This is a genomic window from Hydrogenophaga sp. ANAO-22 (genome assembly GCF_042466645.1).
Classification (GTDB): Bacteria; Pseudomonadota; Gammaproteobacteria; order Burkholderiales; family Burkholderiaceae_C; genus Hydrogenophaga.
Map to the genome: position 1 here is coordinate 2859473 of NZ_CP159956.1, position 16925 is coordinate 2876397.

The following is a 16925-nucleotide window of genomic DNA, read 5'->3' on the forward strand; positions in this document are numbered from 1 at the left end:
GCCCCGCGATGGTTCACCACCGTGGGACCTTCCCGAGCATCAAAACCCATCTTGCCCATTCATGAACGTTTCGCCCCTTCTTCGCCAGAGCAACATTTTTCCTGAAGAGGCACCGGACAACGCACCCACCCAGCCGGCGTTGAGCAGAGACCTTTTCAAGAGCGTTTTCCAACATTTCTCCGACACGGAAAGACTCGAGCACTGGACCAACACCAGATGCTCGACCATCCGGGAACGCCTGGAGAAAGGCGCAGGATTTGGCGACATCCTGCACCGGCATCGCCAACAACGGCTTCAAATCACCCGCGACGCCGAGAAGGATTGGGGGCACGAGAACAGCGCCAACACGGATCGGGTGTTGCAAGCCATCGAGCAACTGCCGCCATCCCAGCAACTGCAGCCGCTGCTGGCCTTGATGAAGAAATACACGACCTGGCACAGCAACGGTTTTTGGCCTGTCCAGCGCGATCTGGCGCCTGCGCAGTTCAAAAAGATGGCTTTTCTCGTCACGACCTCGCTTCCCCAGGAGAAGAGCCTGTGGAAACTTCTGACATCGTTGACCCGTCGCCTACCTCCTCAATCCATCAAGGCAGCGCTGGAGCACCTCCTCCCGGCGCTCACCCAGGACAACGGCTGGTCACCCCTGCACAAACAGGAGGTCCTCCACTCGTTGATGCAGGCCATCCCGAACAAGAATCCTCCGCAGGGATACTGGGACTGCATCCTGACCGCATTCGACAAGCTGCCGTCTGATCAATGCAAGGATTCGCTGAAAGCGCTGATGCAGCGCATTCCAGGCATGAACGCAGATCTGGCACACCAGGCCACCGGCAAATGCCTCAGGGTTGTGCACAGGCAGGAGAAGGCCCTGGATCTTCTGTTCCACCTTGCCACCCAATGTGCTCAACGCCAGGACAGCGCCGGTCTTCTTGACTGCTGCTCCACTTCCATTGCCATCCCCTACTCTGCGGAGTCGCTTGTCAAGAAACTGATGGAGAAAAATCCATCCGCGCAGGGCTTCCTTCAATCCCTGCTGCCTGACGTCAGAAAGATCGTGAAAGACCGCGCCCTCTTTCTGCAGAAGATGGCATTGAAGGGCATTGCCTCCCAAGACTTTGACCGGCTGGCGGAATCCGGCAGGCACTACCTGGCGCTCTACCCGCCCGAGGAATGGATGTCCGTGCTGGAACGGTTCCACGAAGAATTGCAGGCATCTCCCTCCAAGGACCTGCTTTTCAGCTACATGGAAAAGCTGAAAAAAGCCCTCGCGGCGCGAAAGTGAAGGCGCCATGGGGACGGGCATGCCGCGGCCTCGCGCGAGACAATCGGCCGATGTCCATTGCCTCCATGGCCCAGGTATGCCGGCCCGGCTGCGCCGCCTGCTGCACCGCGCCGTCCATCAGCAGCCCCCTGCCCGGCCTGCCCCATGGCAAGCCGGCGGGCGTGCCTTGCCCGCACCTCGACGCCGCGCTGCGCTGCCGCCTGTTCGGCCGGCCCGAGCGCCCGGCCGTGTGCGGCTCGCTGCAGCCGCAGGCCGCCATGTGCGGCAACAGCCGGGAGCACGCGATGCATTGGCTCGGCGAACTCGAACGGCTGACGCAGCCCGCGCGCTGAAGCGCGCTTCGCGCGCCCTGCGCTGGACGCGCAAAAAACGGCCCGCATCGCGAACCACCGGGATAGCCCCCGCACTCAAGCCTTCGTGCCCGGCCGTGGTGCGCTGAGTGCGCACCCAGGCCACCCGTGCGCAAGCCCGCTGCGCACCCGCAGCTTCGACAGACCCCTCGTCGCGATGAAATTCGAATCCCCCCTTGCAACCCCACAAGGCCCCGATGCCTTCGGCCCCCTCATCAACGCCACTTGCGAACTGGTGGGCGTGGCGCCCGCCACCGCGTGGCTGGATCTGCCCACGAAAGATTACCGATGCGCCACCTTCCAGGTGGACGGCGTCGAGTGCCTCGTGAGCCACCGCTCGATCGACCCCGAGGCCTTGTTCATCCACTGCGTGTTCGGGCCAGTGCCCGAGGTGCGCAGCGCCGACGCTCTGCTGGCGCTGCTCCAGTTGAACCTGACCCTGTACGGCGGCGGTTCGCCCAGCTTTGGCGCGGACACGGAGCGCAACCTGCTGCTGTGCATGGAAGAACGTGTGCAGGGCCTGCAGGCCGCAGCACTCGCTCAGACGCTGGAAAACCTGGCCATGCAGGCCATCGCCTGGAAAAAGGTCTGGTTGGCGCATGAATAACGGCAAACTGAACGTCGACCGCAGTGCGCCGATCACCCTGGTGTCGGAGGGGTTGCCGCCCACCGGGGTGTCTCACTCGTTGACAAGCAACTGCCAGATCGTGGCGATCACGGCCTGGACGTGCTTGCGCGATGCCGTTGCCACCTACGGTGCCAGCTGGGTGGGTTTCGCCACGACCTTGTTCGCCCGCCAGGTGACCCGGTCGGCACCGAATGCGGTTCACGTGTTTTCGGGTTTGGATGCCCTCGCCGTCGGCGCAACGACCTATGCCTTTGGATCGGGCCTGGGCACCCAGGGATGGCATCCGCATCGAAGGTGGATCGGGAGTGCGGCCGCTGTGGCCTGCACGGCCCTCCTCCTCTACACCATTTACGCCGAACAAAATCAGGGCACACGCGAGCGGCTGGCGACGAGTTGGTGCGGTGCGGTCGCCTACAGCTTCGCGCGCGACCTCCTGCAAAGCCAGAGCCGCCGCATTTTCCCCGAAGTGGAGCTTGATCCGAGTTGCAGCCTCCACTTTGAAGGAGGCCGCAACACCTGCAAGCACATCGCGCGGCTGGTGATTTCCATGACGATCTATACGCTGACCAGCATTGGTCTGAGCCCGGCGGTCGCCCTGAACAGCATCCTGAGCGCGAACTTCAGCGACATGAACCAGGACCTCGGGCTGTTCGCCAGGGAGTCATCGCAAGTCTTCGGGGTTCGCGCCCTCAATGAATCGAGCGAGGCCCTCGTCAGCATCCTGCTGCTCGCCCTCTTCTTCCGCGAGGACATTCGGCGGGGCCGTCCCTGGTTCAGCAATCAGGGCCCCCCACTCACGGAGGTGGCCACCGGCGGCAGCTCCCGCACGTCCATGAACCTGCTCGTCAACGCCCTCCATACGCACCTGCCCACCGGGGCCATCCCCGTGCTGCAGGGGCTCACACTGCTGCGCGCTCCTCTGCTCAACCTCAAATGGAGACCATGGCAGCTCGCCCAGAGCTGCCCGACGAAGGACGACGGCGACTGCCTTCTGCACGCCGCCGACGGCGCAGTCCACAACCACCGCTGGACCTGCACCCGTGTGCAGATGCGTCGAGACGCGTTGTGCCGAGCGATCCGTGACTTGGCGGGCAGCACCGAGGGCGACCGCAGGGCGGAGGGACACGCCCTGGTGGATCACCACTTGCAGCAAGCGGCCCAGCAGTCCCTGGCGAACGCACATGTCCCGGGGTTTGTGCCTGTGCTGAATGGCGCCGATCTGCTGTCCACCCTCCCTGAGCCGCTGCTGATGCAGCTGGAAGAGGGGGCAACGATCGAAGATCGCGAGGCGGTGGCGGGAAGGTGGTTGGCCGACGCATCGCAACGGCAAGCGCTGCTGAACAGCGTCGCCGACTTCTACGCCGAACCCGGGCGGTACCTGCCCACGCTCGCGCTGCCGTGCCTGGCCCGGGCACTGGGGCGCCCCCTCGCCCTGCACGAGGGCGAGGGAACCACCTACACCCTCTACAACCCCGAGGGAGACGGGCCCTTTGCAGAGCCGGTTCACATCCGGCACGCTGTGTCGCCGCAGGGCGAGGCCGGCGATCACTTTGAACGGATTGAGAGGTCCGCTCCGCGCCTGGAAAATGGGAGGTCGCGAGTTTCGAATCCATCGGATTCGGCACAAGAACTCGGGCAGGTCAGCCTCGGAGTTTCTACCGAGCAAACGCGATCGAACCTGCCAGTTGACACCGGCGGGCCTGAAGACGTGAATCCCCTCAACGGGCGAGGCCGCGGCGCACATGAACGAATCACGCCGACGAGCGGGCAAAACACCCACATCGAGTTTACGAATCACCGCAACGGAGGAAATGGCAAAGGGCCACATCCGAAGGACGACTAGCACCCCCAGCCCATCGCGCAGGCACCCCATGCACAGGTGACAGCGGCCCCGCGGGGCGCGCGATAGCATGGCCGTCCTGCCCCACGGAGCGCTTCGCATGCACATCCCGTCCCTGAAAGAAGTCGTCAGCGCCGAAGAATGGGCGCTGCGCTGCGACCTCGCCGCCTGCTACCGCCTCGTCGCCGCCTACGGCTGGAGCGACCTGGTCTTCACCCACATCAGCGCCAAGCTGCCCGACAGCGTGAGCGGGGGCGAGCACCAGTTCCTCATCAACCCCTACGGCCTCATGTTCGACGAGATCACGGCCAGCAGCCTGGTCAAGGTCGACATGGCCTGCAACAAGCTGCACAACTCGCCCTTCCCGGTGAACCCGGCCGGCTTCGTGATCCACAGCGCCGTGCACGAGGCGCGGCCCGAGGCCGGCTGCGTGCTGCACACCCACACGCGCGCGGGCGTGGGCGTGAGCGCGCAGAAGGCCGGCATCCTGCCCATCAGTCAGCAGAGCACCTTCGTGCTGGCCTCGCTGGCGTACCACGGCTACGAGGGCGTGGCCTTCCGCCCCGAGGAGAAGCCGCGCCTGCAGGCCGACCTGGGCCAGGCCAACTACCTCGTGCTGCGCAACCACGGCCTGCTCACCGTGGGCCGCACCATCGCCGACGCCTTCCTGTCCATGTACACCTTCGAGAACACCTGCCGCATCCAGATCGATGCGCTGGCCGGCGGCGGTGAACTCACGCAAGTCGATCCCCGCATCCTCGCCGGCATGGCCGACGTGATGCGCATCGCCACCGCCGGCCAGGGCGCGCAGCTCGCGTGGCCGGCGCTGCTGCGCAAGGTGGACAAACTCGATCCGGGTTACAAGACCTGAGGCCGTCAAGCTCGCCCATACTGCTTTCGTTGCACAAATCTGTGCGACCAGGATTGGCGTCCTGAAACCCTGAAAATTGAAGAGGTGGCTGCAGCACATTCGTGTTGCAGCCGCCTTCTTCGTCTGCGCGCCCCCGTTTTTGGTGGCCCAGGCGGGGAGACGCGAGTCTCGTCGGTCTTGCTTGTTCAACCCGGTACGCCAACCTGCTTGGGCCACCGCCACCTCACAAGGGTGGCGGTGGCATCACCAGCACAGCAACAGGAAGGCACATGCAACACGCTCCCTTCGTGGCCACGCGGCGACCCCGCCTGGCCCTGCTCATCGACGCCGAGAACTTCAGCGCCCGCAAGGCCTTGCGGCTCATGTCCCACGTCGCCGACCGGAGCGACGCCATCGTCCGCCGCGCCTACGCGGACTGGACCAGCCCCCGGCAACTGACCTAGCGCAAGATCCTGCACGTGCAGGCCATCCGCCCCATCCAGCAGTTCCACTACGCCCACCACAAGAACGCCTCGGACGCCGCGCTCATCATGGACGCCATGGAACTCAAGAGCCAAAGCCCCCGGCTCGACGGCATCTGCATCGCCTCGTGCGACAGCGACTTCACCGGCACTGCCGGGCGCATCCGCGAGGCCGACATCGCGGTCTACGGCTTCGGCCGGCCCGATGCCTCACCGGCCTTCGTGTGCGCTTGCGACCACTTCGTGTTTCTGTAACGCCCGTTCGAACCCAACGCCGCGCCCCGCTCACTGCTGATGTGCGGCGGGCGTCGCCGCGTTCCCGAACAAAGACGACACATGAACAGCTCCATCAACTCCACACTGGCCAACAGCATTGGGTACTTCGACCAGGACATGAGCCTGTCGGAAAGCGACGTCCAGGAAGCCTGGCGACCGTTCCAGGACGCCTTGGCCACCCTGGAGGTTGTCCTGCAAAGAAACCGCGGCAAGCAGGCTCCGGTGAAATCCTACGAGACCACAGTGCAGGCGATGATCCGGCCCTGGCCCGAACTGTATGAGGTCCTGATCTTTGCCTGGGGGGGCGCATCTCCGTCGTCTCCAGGCGCTTACAAAGTGGCGCAGGGCATCGAACGGTCCAAAGAGCAGTGCCTTCTATTCCTGTCGAATCAAGACTTCAATGACCAGGTTCGCCATGACCTGGTTGAACTGCTCGACAACACGTTCCAGGGTCACTACAAGAAGGCATTGCAGAGAGCGGAAGCAGCCTGCCCGGACGACTACATCGGTGTCAGACAGCGCATGCAAAACCATCTGATGTGGCTGCACGACAGAATCGCCCTGTTCGTGGAGCACCTCCCCGACGAACAATGTCACATTGTGTCCGTGGGCGGCAAGAAGTACTTTCTCTGCATACAGGAGCTGGAAAGATTCATCCGGGACGACGCCTGATCGAAACAAACGCCGCCATGCCGTCCAGCACCGTGCGCAGACGCATCAGCTCGCGCGAGCCATCCAGCCGCTTCGACCACGCCGCGATGCGCGAGACGCGCTGCAAGCGCGGCAGCAGGTGGGCGATGAAGGCGCGCAGCGCCGGCCCGCCCGTGCCGCCCTGCTCATAGGCCTGCAGCACAGCGAGCACCGCGTCGGGCCCCAGCGGTTGCAGGTAGCGCGCCAGCGAGAGCAGCATCTGCAGCACGTCGTAGACCTGCACGGTCTCCAGCGCCATGCCCGGGCGCAGGCGCTCCTCGAAGTCCAGCCGCGCGAAGCGCCGGCCGTCCCAGGTGGTGTTCCGCAACTGGGCCCCACCGTGCCACTGGCCGCGCGCGTGGAAGGCCGCGAGGTCGGCACTGGCCGCCACCATCAGCGGCAGGCGCTCGCCCTCGGGCAGGCGGTGCAGCTGCAGGTCCACCGTCTCGCCGATGTCGCCGGTGGTGAGCGTGAACCCGTCGAAGGCCAGCACCGGGGGCACGTGCTCCCCAGCGGCCGCCAGGGCCACGAGGCGCTCGTGTTCATACGCCAGCAAGGCCCGGGCGTCGGTCTGGCGCACGGCGCGCCAGGGCACGGGCACGTCCACGAAATGCGCGAACACCCAGATGCCCAGCGACTTGGACCAGCTGCGCAGCGGCCGGTCGGCGGTCTTGGTCCAGGTCTTGGCAGGGGGAATGGTCGGTTCGGGCAGGCTCACAAGGGCGCGATTATCCCGAAACCGGCCGCGCCGGCTAGGGCGCGTCGGCGTAGCGCCGCAGCTCCCACTCGCTGACCTGCTGGCTCCAGGCCGCCCATTCGTCGTGCTTGAGCGCCAGGAACTGCGCGCAGAAGGCGGGGCCGACGGCCTCGCGCAAGGCCGCGTCCGCCGCCAGGGCGTCGAGCGCGGCGAGCAGGTCGCGCGGCAGGCGCGCGGGCAGGGCATCGCCCATGGCGTGGCGCTCGTACAGGTCGTCCTCGCAGGGCGCCACCGCTGGCAGCGCCTGGTCGATGCCCGAGAGGCCCGCCGCCAGCGTGGCGGCGATGGCCACGTAGACGTTGCACGCCGGGTCGGGCAGGCGCCATTCCATGCGCCCGGCCACGCCGCGCACGAGGCAGGTGCGGTTGTTGTCGCCCAGTGCCTTCCACACCGGCGACCAGGTGGTGCCCGAGGCGCTGCGGCTCGCGGCCAGGCGCTTGTAGCTGTTGACCGTGGGCGCGCACAGCGCGGCCAGCGCGTCGGCGTGGTGCAGCAGGCCGGCGGCGAAGCGCTGGCCGGTCTCGCTCAGGCCCAGCACGCCCGCCGGATCGGCCATCACGGGCCGGCCTTGCTCGTCCGTCAGGCTCAGGTGGAAATGCAAGCCGCTGCCCGGCGCGTGCGCCAGCGGCTTGGGCATGGTGGAGAACACCAGGCCGTGCTGACGCGCCACCGCCTGCGCGGCGAGCTTGAAGAGCTGGTAGCGGTCGGCGGCGGCCAGCGCGTCGGCGTGCCGGTAGTTGATCTCGTACTGCCCGCTCGCGTCCTCGTGGTCGATCTGCTCCAGCTGGAAGCCCAGCGCGTCCAGCGTGCGGCGCATCTCGTCGAGAAAACCGAAGTTGCGGCCGATGGCCTGCAGGTCGTAGGACGGTTTGGCGAGCCGGTCTTCCCCATCGGCCACGCGCCACTGGCCTTGCGCCTCGCGCTGCAGCAGAAAGAACTCGGGCTCGATGCCGACCCACAGCGTCCAGCCCCGTTCGGCTTTCAGGCGCGCCACCTGGCGCTGCAGCACTTGGCGCGGGCAGGTGTCCAGCGGCTCGCCGCCGGCGTAACCGTCGCACACCGCGTGCGCCACGCCCGGCATGAAGGGCAACGGCCGCAGGCTCTCGGGCCGCACCCGGCCCATGTACTCGCTGCGCGCGCCCATGCGCGGCAGGCCGGTGCCCGCGATGCTGGGGCCGGAGAAACCGGCGCCCTGCTCCACCGCCTGCGCCAGGCGCTCCAGCGGCACGAGCTTGCCCTTGGGCGCGCCCAGCAGGTCGGTGAAGGTGGCCAGCACCGAGTGGATGCCCTGCGCGCGCAGGACCGCGACGCGTTCCTCCAGCGTGGCCACGAGGCTCAAGCGAGCACCTCGGCCAGCGCGGCATCGAACGCGGCCAGGCCTTCGGCGAACACACTGTCCTCGATGGTGAGCGGGAACAGGAAACGGATCACGTTGCCGTACACACCGCAGGTGAGCAACAGCAGGCCGCGCTTCAAGGCCGCCATCTGCACGCGCTTGGTCGTGTCGGCATCGGGCGCGCCGGTGGCGGGGTCGATGAACTCGCAGGCCACCATGGCGCCCAGGCCGCGCACGTCGCCCATGCGCGTCTTGTATTGCGCGCGCCGCGAGATCAGGTGGGCGATGAGCTGGTCGCCCAGCTTCTGCGCGCGCGCGGGCAGCTGCTCTTCTTCCATCACCTCGAGCACCGCGAGCGAGGCCGCGATCGCCAGCGGGTTGCCCGCGTAGGTACCGCCCAGGCCGCCGGGGGCCGGGCCGTCCATGATGGCGGCCTTGCCGCTCACGGCCGACAGCGTGGTGCCCCCGGCCATGCTCTTGGCCATGGTCATGAGGTCGGGGCTCACACCGAAGTGCTCCATGGCGAACATCTTGCCGGTGCGCGCGAAGCCGGTCTGCACTTCGTCGGCCACCAGCAGGATGCCGTGCTGGTCGCACAGCGCGCGCAGCCACTGCACGGCCTCTTTCTGGATCACGTTGAAACCGCCCTCGCCCTGCACCGGCTCGAACACGATGGCCGCCACGCGCGAGGGCTCGATGTCGCACTTGAAGAGCTGCTCCATCGCGTGTTTCGTCTCGTCGAGCGAGGCGCCCTGGGCCGGAAAGGGCACGTGGTAGATCTCGGGCGGGAACGGGCCGAAGCCGGCCTTGTACGGCTGCACCTTGCCGGTGAGCGCGACCGAGAACATGGTGCGGCCATGGAACGCGCCGCCGAAAGCGATGACGCCGGTTCGCCCGGTGGCCGAGCGCGCGATCTTCATTGCGTTCTCGATCGCCTCGGCACCGGTGGAGAAGAAGGCCGTCTTCACCGGCCCGTCAATCGGCACCAGCGCGTTGATGCGCTCGGCCAGCGCCACGTACTCGGTGTAGGGCACCACCTGGTAGCAACTGTGCGTGAAGCGCTGCAACTGCGCGGCGATCGCCGCCTGCACCTTGGGGTGCACGTGGCCGGTGTTGAGCACGGCGATGCCGCCGGCGAAATCGATGAAGCGCCGCCCCTCGATGTCCCAGAACTCGGCGTTCTTCGCGCGCTCGATGAAGAAGTCGCCGAACACGCCCACGCCGCGCGGCGTGGCGGCCTGGCGGCGCGCGTGCCAGCTGGCGTTGGTGTGCGGGGCGTTCAGGTTGGCGGCTTTCTGCGGGGCGTTCATGTCAGGTCTCCTCAGAGGGGGCTGTCGATCCGGATCCAGGTCGTCTTGGTTTCGGTGTACTTGTCGAAGGCATGCAGCGACTTGTCGCGGCCCACGCCGCTCTGCTTGAAGCCGCCGAAGGGCACGGTGATGTCGTCCTCGTCGTAGGAGTTCACGTGCACCGTGCCCGCGCGCAGCGCGCGCGCCACGCCGTGCGCCTTGTTGATGTCGCGCGTCCACACCGCGGCCTGCAGGCCGTAGATGTTGCTGTTGGCCTGCTTGACCACGTCGGCCGTGTCGGTGAACGAGAGCACCGAAAGCACCGGGCCGAAGATTTCCTCGCGCGCGATGGTCATGGTGTTCGTCACACCGTCGAAGATGGTGGGCTGCACGTACAGGCCGCCCTTCACGGGCTCGACCGCCGCGCCACCGGCGAGCAGCTTCGCGCCCTCCTGCTGGCCGCTGTCGATGTAGCGCAGCACGGTGTCGAGCTGCGTGCGGTCCACGATGGCGCCCATCACGGTGCTTTTCTCCAGCGGGTTGCCCGGCTGGTACTGCGGCACCAGCTTCAGGGCTTTCTCCAGGAAGGCCTCCTTGATCGAGGCCTCGACGAAGAGCCGAGAAGGCGCGTTGCAGCTCTCGCCCTGGTTGAAGAAGATGCTGCCCACCGCGGCCTCCACCGCCTTGTCGAGGTCGGGGCAGTCGGCGAACACGATGTTGGGCGACTTGCCGCCCAGCTCGGTCCAGGCGCGCTTGAGGTTGCTCTGCCCGGCCATCACGTGGATCTGCTTGCCCACGCGCGTGCTGCCGGTGAAGGCGATGCAGTCCACGTCCATGTGCAGCGCCAGCGGGCTGCCAGCCTCGGCGCCGTAACCGGGCACCACGTTGAACACGCCGGGCGGGATGCCGGCGGCCAGCGCGAGTTCGGCCAGGCGCAGCGCGGTGAGGGGCGATTTCTCGCTCGGCTTGAGCACCACCGAGTTGCCGGCCGCGAGCGCGGGCGCGATCTTCCAGGCCGCCATGATCATGGGGTAGTTCCAGGGCACGATCACCCCCACCACGCCCACCGGCTCGCGCGTGATCAGCGCCAGCGCGGTGCTGGGCGTGGGCGCGATCTCGTCGTACACCTTGTCCACCGCCTCGCCGTACCAGCGGATGCAGTTGGCCGCGCTATTCACATCCACGCTGCGCGCGTACTTCACGGGCTTGCCCATGTCCAGCGTTTCGGTCAGCGCCAGTTCGTCGGCGTGGGCGATCAGCTGCTCGGCGAACTTGATCATCACGCGCTTGCGCTGCGCGGGCGCCATGCCGCTCCAGCGCCGGTCCTCGAAGGCCGCGCGGGCGGCGGCCACGGCCGCGTCGATGTCGGCCTCGCCGCAGCGCGCCACGGCGGTGAGCAGGCGGCCATCCACCGGCGAGAGGCAGTCAAAGGTCTGACCATCGCGCGCGGCGATGCGCTCGCCGTTGATGAAGGCGCGGCCGTCGAAGGAAAGGTCGGTCATGAAGCGGGTTCCGGGGTTGCTGGGCCAAGGATTGGCCCCATGCTACGCCCGAAACCCGCTGAGGCGCGTATCCACTTTCCCAGGCCGGCGGCGATCCAGTGAGACGTTCAGGCGGGATTGGAGGCCGCCTCTGGCGAAGCCGGCTTGCCGCACAAGGCGTCGCGGGCGGCGCTGAAAAGGGTCAAGAGGCCTGCCACGAAAGTGACGGCCCCGAAGCCAAAAGCCGCCGCAGGCCCTAAGGCCGTCAGGACACCCGCCACGCCTACCGCTAAGCCGACCTTCCGCATTTTGTCGCTGCCCGCCAGGTCCCCCACAAAACCAATCGCTCCACCAACGAGAGCGGTCCCGATGCCGATCACGGCCGTCGCGACAAAAATGGGCGACAACGCCACAGCCACCGCGAAACCCACCAAACCCAAGAACAGTTTGGTCACCCCCACGCGTCCTCTCCGGCTCAAGGAGCCGGACGGGGAGATGGCGGCGCAATCCGACAGCCAGGCCTTCAACTTTCCCCACCAGTTCCGGGTGGATTCCCTCAACGTTGCCCTTGCCTTGTTTTCAGAACTGGGCACCTCAATTTTGTTGACCTTATTTGCGTCGGAACCGGACGCGACGGACTGATTGGGGTTTTCCAGTTTGTTGTTGATTTGAGATAGCTTGAGATGAATCTCATCGGAATTGATTGGAGTGGATACATTTTGCACACGCGTTGTGGCATCGATTTTCAAGGCAGGATTCATGACAGAACTCTTCCCAAAAGGATATTGAAAAAGAAGGTTTGAAATTATTTTCGCGCAAGGGGCTTTTGATTCGCCCGCACGAATTCATCGCAGATGCCTTGCCAAAGGGTTTTGGCGCGGGCGGTGGTGTCTCTCAAGGCATCCAGCAACTCCCGGCCTGTGGTTTCCGCATCGATGCTCACCTGCATGGTGAGTACAACATGGCCGTCTTCAGGGTTCAGGCCAAAAACAAACAGTCCACCCATGCCTGCGATGTAGTTGTTGACCAGAAGCGCTGTCAGCAGGACGGCCGGCGGATGCTCCGATGTCGGCAGCTCGCGAAAGTCCATCCGGATCTGCAGTCGCTCGGAATCAAACTGCTCGTCGTAGAACAACAGCATGTCGAATCCATCGACATGGAGTTGTCCCTTTTCAAACAAGCCCACCGGATCCTGAAGGCCCACGATTTCGCAGAATTCGTGAATGATTTTTCGATAATGCTCCGTGCTGGCCATCCAGGCCTCCTGCGCAAAAGACAGCTGAGTGGTACCGATCGGGCAGAAGTTCATGAGCGTTGCCCCATCGCCATCGCGACCGCCCATGAAAAAGGCCACCCGAAGGTGGGCCTTTTCGCCATCAAAGCAAAACTGCTCAGCTCTTCAGCGCCGCCGCGATTTCCCGCTCGCGACGCCGCGTGGCGCGCGCCACCCAGATCGCATAGCTCACGATCACGATGGTCACCGTCACGATCAGCAGCGTGGCCGCGGCGTAGATGGTCGGGTTGATGCCGCGCCGCGCGTAACCGAAGATCACCTGCGGCAGCGTGTTCACGCCCGGGCCGGAGAGGAATTCGGAGATCACCACGTCGTCGAACGACAGCGTGAAGGCCAACAGGAAGGCCGCGAGCAGGGCCTGGAAGATGTTGGGCAGCGTGATCAGGAAGAACACCTGGTGCGGCCGGGCGCCCAGGTCCATGGCGGCGTCCTCGATCGAGCGGTCCATCTCCAGCAGGCGCGACTGGATCACCACCACGCCATAGGCCATGCCCAGCAGGGTGTGGCCCAGGATGATGGTGAGCATGCCGCGCTGCGGCCAGCCGAACAGGTTCTGCGCACCCACGGCCAGCAGCAGCAGCGACAGGCCGATGATCACCTCGGGCATCACCAGCGGCGCGTTCACCATGCCGCTGAAGACGGTGCGGCCCAGGAAGCGCCGGTAGCGCACCAGCACGAAGGCCGCGAAGGTGGCCAGCACCGCCGAAAGCACGCCGGTGATGGCCGCCACCTTGAGCGAGAGCCAGAAGCCTTCGACGATCTTGGTGTCGCGCGTGAGCGCCTCGTACCAGCGCAGCGAGAAGCCGGTGAAGCGCGCGTCCTGCCGCGTGCTGTTGAACGAGAACACGATCATGAAGACCAGCGGCAGGTAGAGAAAGGCGAACACCAGCGCCAGCCAGAACTTGCCGAAGTGTTTTTCAAGGACTTGTTTCATGGTCCGGCTCCTCAGCGCTTCTCGGCGGGATCGCTGCTGTAGTGGTAGTACAGCGCCAGCGGAATCACGATCAGCGCGATCATCACCACGGCCAGCGCGGTCGCGCGCGGCCAGTCGTTGGCGGTGAACATCTCGTCCCACACCACGCGCCCGATCATGAGGTTCTCCGGACCGCCCAGCAGCGAGGGGATCACGAACTCGCCCACGCAGGGGATGAAGACCAGCATGAAGCCGGCCACGATGCCGGCCTTGGACAGCGGCACCGTGATCAGCCAGAAGGCCTTGAACGGCGAGGTACCCAGGTCGTAGGCGGCCTCCAGCAGGCGGAAGTCCATCTTCACCAGGTTGGCGTAGAGCGGCAGGATCATGAACGGCAGGTACACGTAGGTCATGCCGATCAGCATCGACACGTTGGTGTACAGCATGGGGATGGGCTCGCTGGTCAGGCCGATCGACATCAGCAGCCGGTTGAGCACGCCCTGGTCGGCCAGGATGCCCTTCCAGGCGTAGACGCGCAGCAGGAACGAGGTCCAGAACGGCAGCATCACCATCAGCAGCAGCGCCGGGCGCACGCTGGCGGGCGAGCGCGCGATGAAGTACGCGAAGGGGTAGCCGATGATCAGGCACAGGATGGCGGTGCACAGCGCGTACCAGATCGAGCGCAGGTAGGCGTCGATGTAGAGCGTGCGGAACAGCGGCGCGCCCTCTTCGGTGCGGAAGATCGAGAGGTAGTTCTCGTACTTCAGGCTCAGGATGCCGCTCACCGGGTCCCAGATGGGCTTGAACGGGCTGATGTCGCCGCTCATGTCCACGAAGCTGATGTACAGCAGGATCAGGAAGGGCAGGAAGAAGAACAGGATCAGCCAGCCATAGGGCACGCCGATCACGAAGCGCTTGCCGGGGACGGGTATTGAGGCCATATCGAGTCCTGCGGTTATGTAGGTTCGCCAAACACGCTAAATCCAGGGGTGCGGAGGAACCGGCTTCGCCGGGCCTCTCGCGCCGTCCCCCCTTCCAGGGGGAAGCCGCGCAGCGGCGCAGGGGGGTCAATCCCGCAAGACCACGCCGGCGCGGTCGTCCCACCAGAAGTACACGTCGTCTTCCCAGGTGATGTCGGAGAGGTCGTGGCGCGAGGTGTTGGCCTCGGTGATCTTGACCTTGCTGCCGTCGGTGGCCAGCACGATGTAGGTGTTGTAGGAGCCGAAGTAGGCGATCTCCTTGACCTTGCCGGTGAACAGGTTGGGGCCGGAGCCGTCCGGTCGTCGCTTGCCGATCTCGATCTTCTCGGGCCGCACCGCGATCGCCACAGGCATGTTGAGCGTGCCGCTCACGCCATGGCCGACGTGGATTTCCCCGATGCCGGTGGTGGCCGCGCAGCGGTCGGTCTCGTCCACGCTGAGCCGGCCCTCGAACAGGTTGACGTTGCCGATGAAGTCGGCCACGAAGCGGTTGCTCGGGTGCTCGTAGATCTCTTCGGGCGTGCCCACCTGCAGCACGCGGCCCTTGCTCATGATGGCGATGCGGCTGGCCATGGTCATGGCCTCTTCCTGGTCGTGCGTGACCATCACCACCGTCACGCCCACCTTCTCGATGATGTTGACCAGCTCGAACTGCGTCTGCTCGCGCAGCTTCTTGTCCAGCGCGCCCAGCGGTTCGTCGAGCAGCAGCATCTTGGGCCGCTTGGCCAGGCTGCGCGCCAGCGCGACGCGCTGCTGCTGGCCACCCGAGAGCTGGTGCGGCTTGCGCTTGGCATACGGCGTGAGCTGCACCAGGGCCAGCATCTCGTCGGTGCGCTGCTGGATCTCGGCCTTGGGCAGACCTTCGCGCTTGAGGCCGAAGGCCACGTTCTCCCAGATGTCCAGGTGCGGGAACAGCGCGTAAGACTGGAACATCATGTTGACCGGGCGGTCGTAGGGCGGCATCGCCGCCACGTCCTGGCCGCCGAGCAGGATGCGCCCGGAGGTGGGCTTCTCGAAGCCCGCGAGCATGCGCAGCAGGGTGGACTTGCCACAGCCCGAGCTGCCCAGCAGCGCGAAGATCTCGCCCTTGCCGATCGATAGCGACACCTCGTCGACCGCGACCGCTTCATCGAAGCGTTTGACCAGTTTCTCGGTCACCAGAAAACCCGTTGTGTCTGCCATGTGGATGTCCGTTTCTTCTTCGCTGGACCAACAAAAAAAGAGCCGCTCAACCGGGGAGGATGAGCGGCCCTTCTACCGAGTAAGGGAACGGTGGTGCTTACTTGCCGCGTTTGAAGGCGTTGTAGGTTTCGTTGACCACGCCCAGGGAGTCGTTGGAGAAGCCACCGGTGGGGATCAGGCGTGCCGTGTCTTCCGGACTCAGGAAGATGGTGTTGTTGTTCTTCACCTCGTCCTTGATGTCGGCCAGCGCGGCCTTGTTGCCGGTGGGGTAGTTCATCTCGTTGGCCATGGCCGCGGCGTTGGTCGCGCGCAGGTAGAAGTCGATGAAGGCGTGCGCGTTGTTCACGTGCTTGGCGTCCTTGGGGATGGCCATGGTGTCGATGAACACGCGGCCGCCGCCGGTGGGCAGCAGCGGCACGATCTCGTCCTTGCCACCGGTTTCCTTCACGCGGCCGGCGGCGATGTTGATGTCGCCGGACCAGCCGATGAAGGCGCAGGCCTTGCCGCCGGCGATGTCGTCGATCATGGTGCTGGAGAACAGGCGCACGTCCTTGCGCACCTTCTTGAGCATCTCACCCGCGAGCTTGAAGTCTTCCGGCTTCTCGCTGTAGGCCGGCTTGCCGACGTAGTGCAGCGCGACCGGCAGGATCTCGCTGGGCGAGTCCAGGTAGGCGATGCCGCAGGATTTGAGCTTGCTGGAGTACTCGGGCTTGAAAACCAGGTCCCAGGCGTTCTCGGGCATGGGCATGCCGCCCAGCGCCTTCTCGACCTTCTGCTTGTTGATGCCCACGGTGGTGAAGCCCCAGGCCCAGGGCACCAGGTACTTGTTCTCGGGATCCACGCCAGCGATCTTGCTCATGAAGTCGGGGTCAAGGTTGCCGTAGTTCTTGAGCTTGCTCTTGTCGATGGGCTGGTACAGGCCGCCCTCGATCTGGCGCTTGCCGAAGTCGGCGGTGGGCACCACGATGTCGTAGCCCGAGTTGCCGGCCACCAGCTTGGCGTGCAGCGCTTCGTTGTTCTCGAAGGTGTCGTAGTTCACCTTGACGCCGTATTCCTTCTCGAAGTCGGCGATCAGGGACTCGGTGATGTAGTCGGGCCAGTTGTAGACGTTGACGACCTTTTCATCGTCCAGCACCGGGCCGGCCGGTGCGGCGGGGGCGGCCGCCACAGGCGCCGGTGCCGCGGGCGCGGCCACGGGCTCCTCTTTCTTGCCACAGGCGGCCAGCAGGATCGCCGACATCGCCAGAACCAGGACTTGCTTTTTCATGGTGTTGCTCACTCCAGGGAGGTAATTG

At 65.5% G+C, this 16925-nt stretch carries 18 protein-coding genes; 8 read left to right on the forward strand and 10 right to left on the reverse strand.

The genetic code is table 11. The features are described from left to right. Window positions 1-61: 61 nt before the first annotated feature. The 8 genes from ABSY19_RS13765 (at window position 62) to ABSY19_RS13800 (ending at window position 6380) form a co-directional block, all read left to right on the forward strand. Window positions 62-1282: a hypothetical protein gene (locus tag ABSY19_RS13765; protein WP_382163545.1), complete on the forward strand. Its 1221-nt coding sequence runs from the start codon at window positions 62-64 to the stop codon at window positions 1280-1282. 50 nt (window positions 1283-1332) lie between these two features. Then, complete coding sequence (locus tag ABSY19_RS13770) at window positions 1333-1614, forward strand: YkgJ family cysteine cluster protein (protein ID WP_382163547.1); 282 nt, start codon at window positions 1333-1335, stop codon at window positions 1612-1614. A 175-nt stretch (window positions 1615-1789) separates the two neighbouring features. Then, a complete protein-coding gene (locus tag ABSY19_RS13775; RefSeq protein ID WP_382163549.1) occupies window positions 1790-2239 on the forward strand; it encodes a CesT family type III secretion system chaperone in 450 nt (149 codons plus the stop codon). Continuing rightward, window positions 2232-4103, forward strand: coding sequence for a hypothetical protein (locus tag ABSY19_RS13780; protein ID WP_382163550.1), 1872 nt, complete (start codon window positions 2232-2234; stop codon window positions 4101-4103). The genes ABSY19_RS13775 and ABSY19_RS13780 overlap by 8 nt, the downstream gene beginning before the upstream one ends. Window positions 4104-4200: 97 nt before the next feature. After that, window positions 4201-4971: a class II aldolase/adducin family protein gene (locus ABSY19_RS13785; protein ID WP_382163552.1), complete on the forward strand. Its 771-nt coding sequence runs from the start codon at window positions 4201-4203 to the stop codon at window positions 4969-4971. A gap of 269 nt (window positions 4972-5240) precedes the next feature. Beyond that, window positions 5241-5414 carry a hypothetical protein gene (locus ABSY19_RS13790; RefSeq protein ID WP_382163554.1) on the forward strand — a complete coding sequence of 58 codons (174 nt, stop codon included), beginning with the start codon at window positions 5241-5243 and terminating at the stop codon, window positions 5412-5414. A gap of 15 nt (window positions 5415-5429) precedes the next feature. Beyond that, entirely contained in the window at window positions 5430-5687 is a 258-nt protein-coding gene (locus ABSY19_RS13795; protein WP_382163556.1) for an NYN domain-containing protein, read from the forward strand. A gap of 81 nt (window positions 5688-5768) precedes the next feature. Next, window positions 5769-6380, forward strand: coding sequence for a hypothetical protein (locus ABSY19_RS13800; protein WP_382163558.1), 612 nt, complete (start codon window positions 5769-5771; stop codon window positions 6378-6380). On the opposite strand, the gene ABSY19_RS13805 is transcribed toward ABSY19_RS13800, so the two are convergent. The 10 genes from ABSY19_RS13805 to ABSY19_RS13850 form a co-directional block, all read right to left on the reverse strand. Next, window positions 6361-7116, reverse strand: coding sequence for a hypothetical protein (locus ABSY19_RS13805; protein WP_382163560.1), 756 nt, complete (start codon window positions 7114-7116; stop codon window positions 6361-6363). The genes ABSY19_RS13800 and ABSY19_RS13805 overlap by 20 nt on opposite strands. Window positions 7117-7150: 34 nt before the next feature. After that, entirely contained in the window at window positions 7151-8485 is a 1335-nt protein-coding gene (locus ABSY19_RS13810) for a type III glutamate--ammonia ligase (RefSeq protein ID WP_382163798.1), read from the reverse strand. A gap of 5 nt (window positions 8486-8490) precedes the next feature. Continuing rightward, window positions 8491-9801 carry a 4-aminobutyrate--2-oxoglutarate transaminase gene (gene gabT, locus ABSY19_RS13815; protein ID WP_382163561.1) on the reverse strand — a complete coding sequence of 437 codons (1311 nt, stop codon included), beginning with the start codon at window positions 9799-9801 and terminating at the stop codon, window positions 8491-8493. Between the two features lie 11 nt (window positions 9802-9812). After that, complete coding sequence (locus tag ABSY19_RS13820; protein ID WP_382163563.1) at window positions 9813-11282, reverse strand: aldehyde dehydrogenase; 1470 nt, start codon at window positions 11280-11282, stop codon at window positions 9813-9815. Between the two features lie 107 nt (window positions 11283-11389). Next, on the reverse strand, window positions 11390-12022 hold the full coding sequence (locus ABSY19_RS13825; protein WP_382163564.1) for a hypothetical protein: 633 nt from the start codon (window positions 12020-12022) through the stop codon (window positions 11390-11392). A 44-nt stretch (window positions 12023-12066) separates the two neighbouring features. After that, entirely contained in the window at window positions 12067-12603 is a 537-nt protein-coding gene (locus ABSY19_RS13830) for a CesT family type III secretion system chaperone (protein WP_382163566.1), read from the reverse strand. A gap of 49 nt (window positions 12604-12652) precedes the next feature. Then, the gene (locus tag ABSY19_RS13835; protein ID WP_382163568.1) at window positions 12653-13489 is read right to left on the reverse strand and encodes an ABC transporter permease; all 837 of its coding nucleotides are present in this window, start codon (window positions 13487-13489) and stop codon (window positions 12653-12655) included. Window positions 13490-13500: 11 nt separating this feature from the next. Further along, window positions 13501-14409 (reverse strand): ABC transporter permease, encoded by a 909-nt coding sequence (locus ABSY19_RS13840; protein WP_382163570.1) that lies wholly within the window; start codon window positions 14407-14409, stop codon window positions 13501-13503. 126 nt (window positions 14410-14535) lie between these two features. Next, a complete protein-coding gene (locus ABSY19_RS13845) occupies window positions 14536-15630 on the reverse strand; it encodes an ABC transporter ATP-binding protein (protein WP_382163572.1) in 1095 nt (364 codons plus the stop codon). 97 nt (window positions 15631-15727) lie between these two features. After that, window positions 15728-16897, reverse strand: a complete 1170-nt coding sequence (locus ABSY19_RS13850) for an extracellular solute-binding protein (protein WP_382163574.1) — start codon at window positions 16895-16897, stop codon at window positions 15728-15730. Window positions 16898-16925 lie beyond the last annotated feature (28 nt).

Bases quoted from the DNA above. Each gene is read 5' to 3' on its own strand.
- ABSY19_RS13765 (WP_382163545.1), top strand. From the start codon at position 62: ATGAACGTTTCGCCCCTTCTTCGCCAGAGCAACATTTTTCCTGAAGAG.
- ABSY19_RS13770 (WP_382163547.1), top strand. From the start codon at position 1,333: ATGTCCATTGCCTCCATGGCCCAGGTATGCCGGCCCGGCTGCGCCGCC.
- ABSY19_RS13775 (WP_382163549.1), top strand. From the start codon at position 1,790: ATGAAATTCGAATCCCCCCTTGCAACCCCACAAGGCCCCGATGCCTTC.
- ABSY19_RS13780 (WP_382163550.1), top strand. From the start codon at position 2,232: ATGAATAACGGCAAACTGAACGTCGACCGCAGTGCGCCGATCACCCTG.
- ABSY19_RS13785 (WP_382163552.1), top strand. From the start codon at position 4,201: ATGCACATCCCGTCCCTGAAAGAAGTCGTCAGCGCCGAAGAATGGGCG.
- ABSY19_RS13790 (WP_382163554.1), top strand. From the start codon at position 5,241: ATGCAACACGCTCCCTTCGTGGCCACGCGGCGACCCCGCCTGGCCCTG.
- ABSY19_RS13800 (WP_382163558.1), top strand. From the start codon at position 5,769: ATGAACAGCTCCATCAACTCCACACTGGCCAACAGCATTGGGTACTTC.
- gabT (WP_382163561.1), bottom strand. From the start codon at position 9,801: ATGAACGCCCCGCAGAAAGCCGCCAACCTGAACGCCCCGCACACCAAC.
- ABSY19_RS13820 (WP_382163563.1), bottom strand. From the start codon at position 11,282: ATGACCGACCTTTCCTTCGACGGCCGCGCCTTCATCAACGGCGAGCGC.
- ABSY19_RS13825 (WP_382163564.1), bottom strand. From the start codon at position 12,022: ATGAATCCTGCCTTGAAAATCGATGCCACAACGCGTGTGCAAAATGTA.
- ABSY19_RS13830 (WP_382163566.1), bottom strand. From the start codon at position 12,603: ATGGGCGGTCGCGATGGCGATGGGGCAACGCTCATGAACTTCTGCCCG.
- ABSY19_RS13835 (WP_382163568.1), bottom strand. From the start codon at position 13,489: ATGAAACAAGTCCTTGAAAAACACTTCGGCAAGTTCTGGCTGGCGCTG.
- ABSY19_RS13840 (WP_382163570.1), bottom strand. From the start codon at position 14,409: ATGGCCTCAATACCCGTCCCCGGCAAGCGCTTCGTGATCGGCGTGCCC.
- ABSY19_RS13845 (WP_382163572.1), bottom strand. From the start codon at position 15,630: ATGGCAGACACAACGGGTTTTCTGGTGACCGAGAAACTGGTCAAACGC.
- ABSY19_RS13850 (WP_382163574.1), bottom strand. From the start codon at position 16,897: ATGAAAAAGCAAGTCCTGGTTCTGGCGATGTCGGCGATCCTGCTGGCC.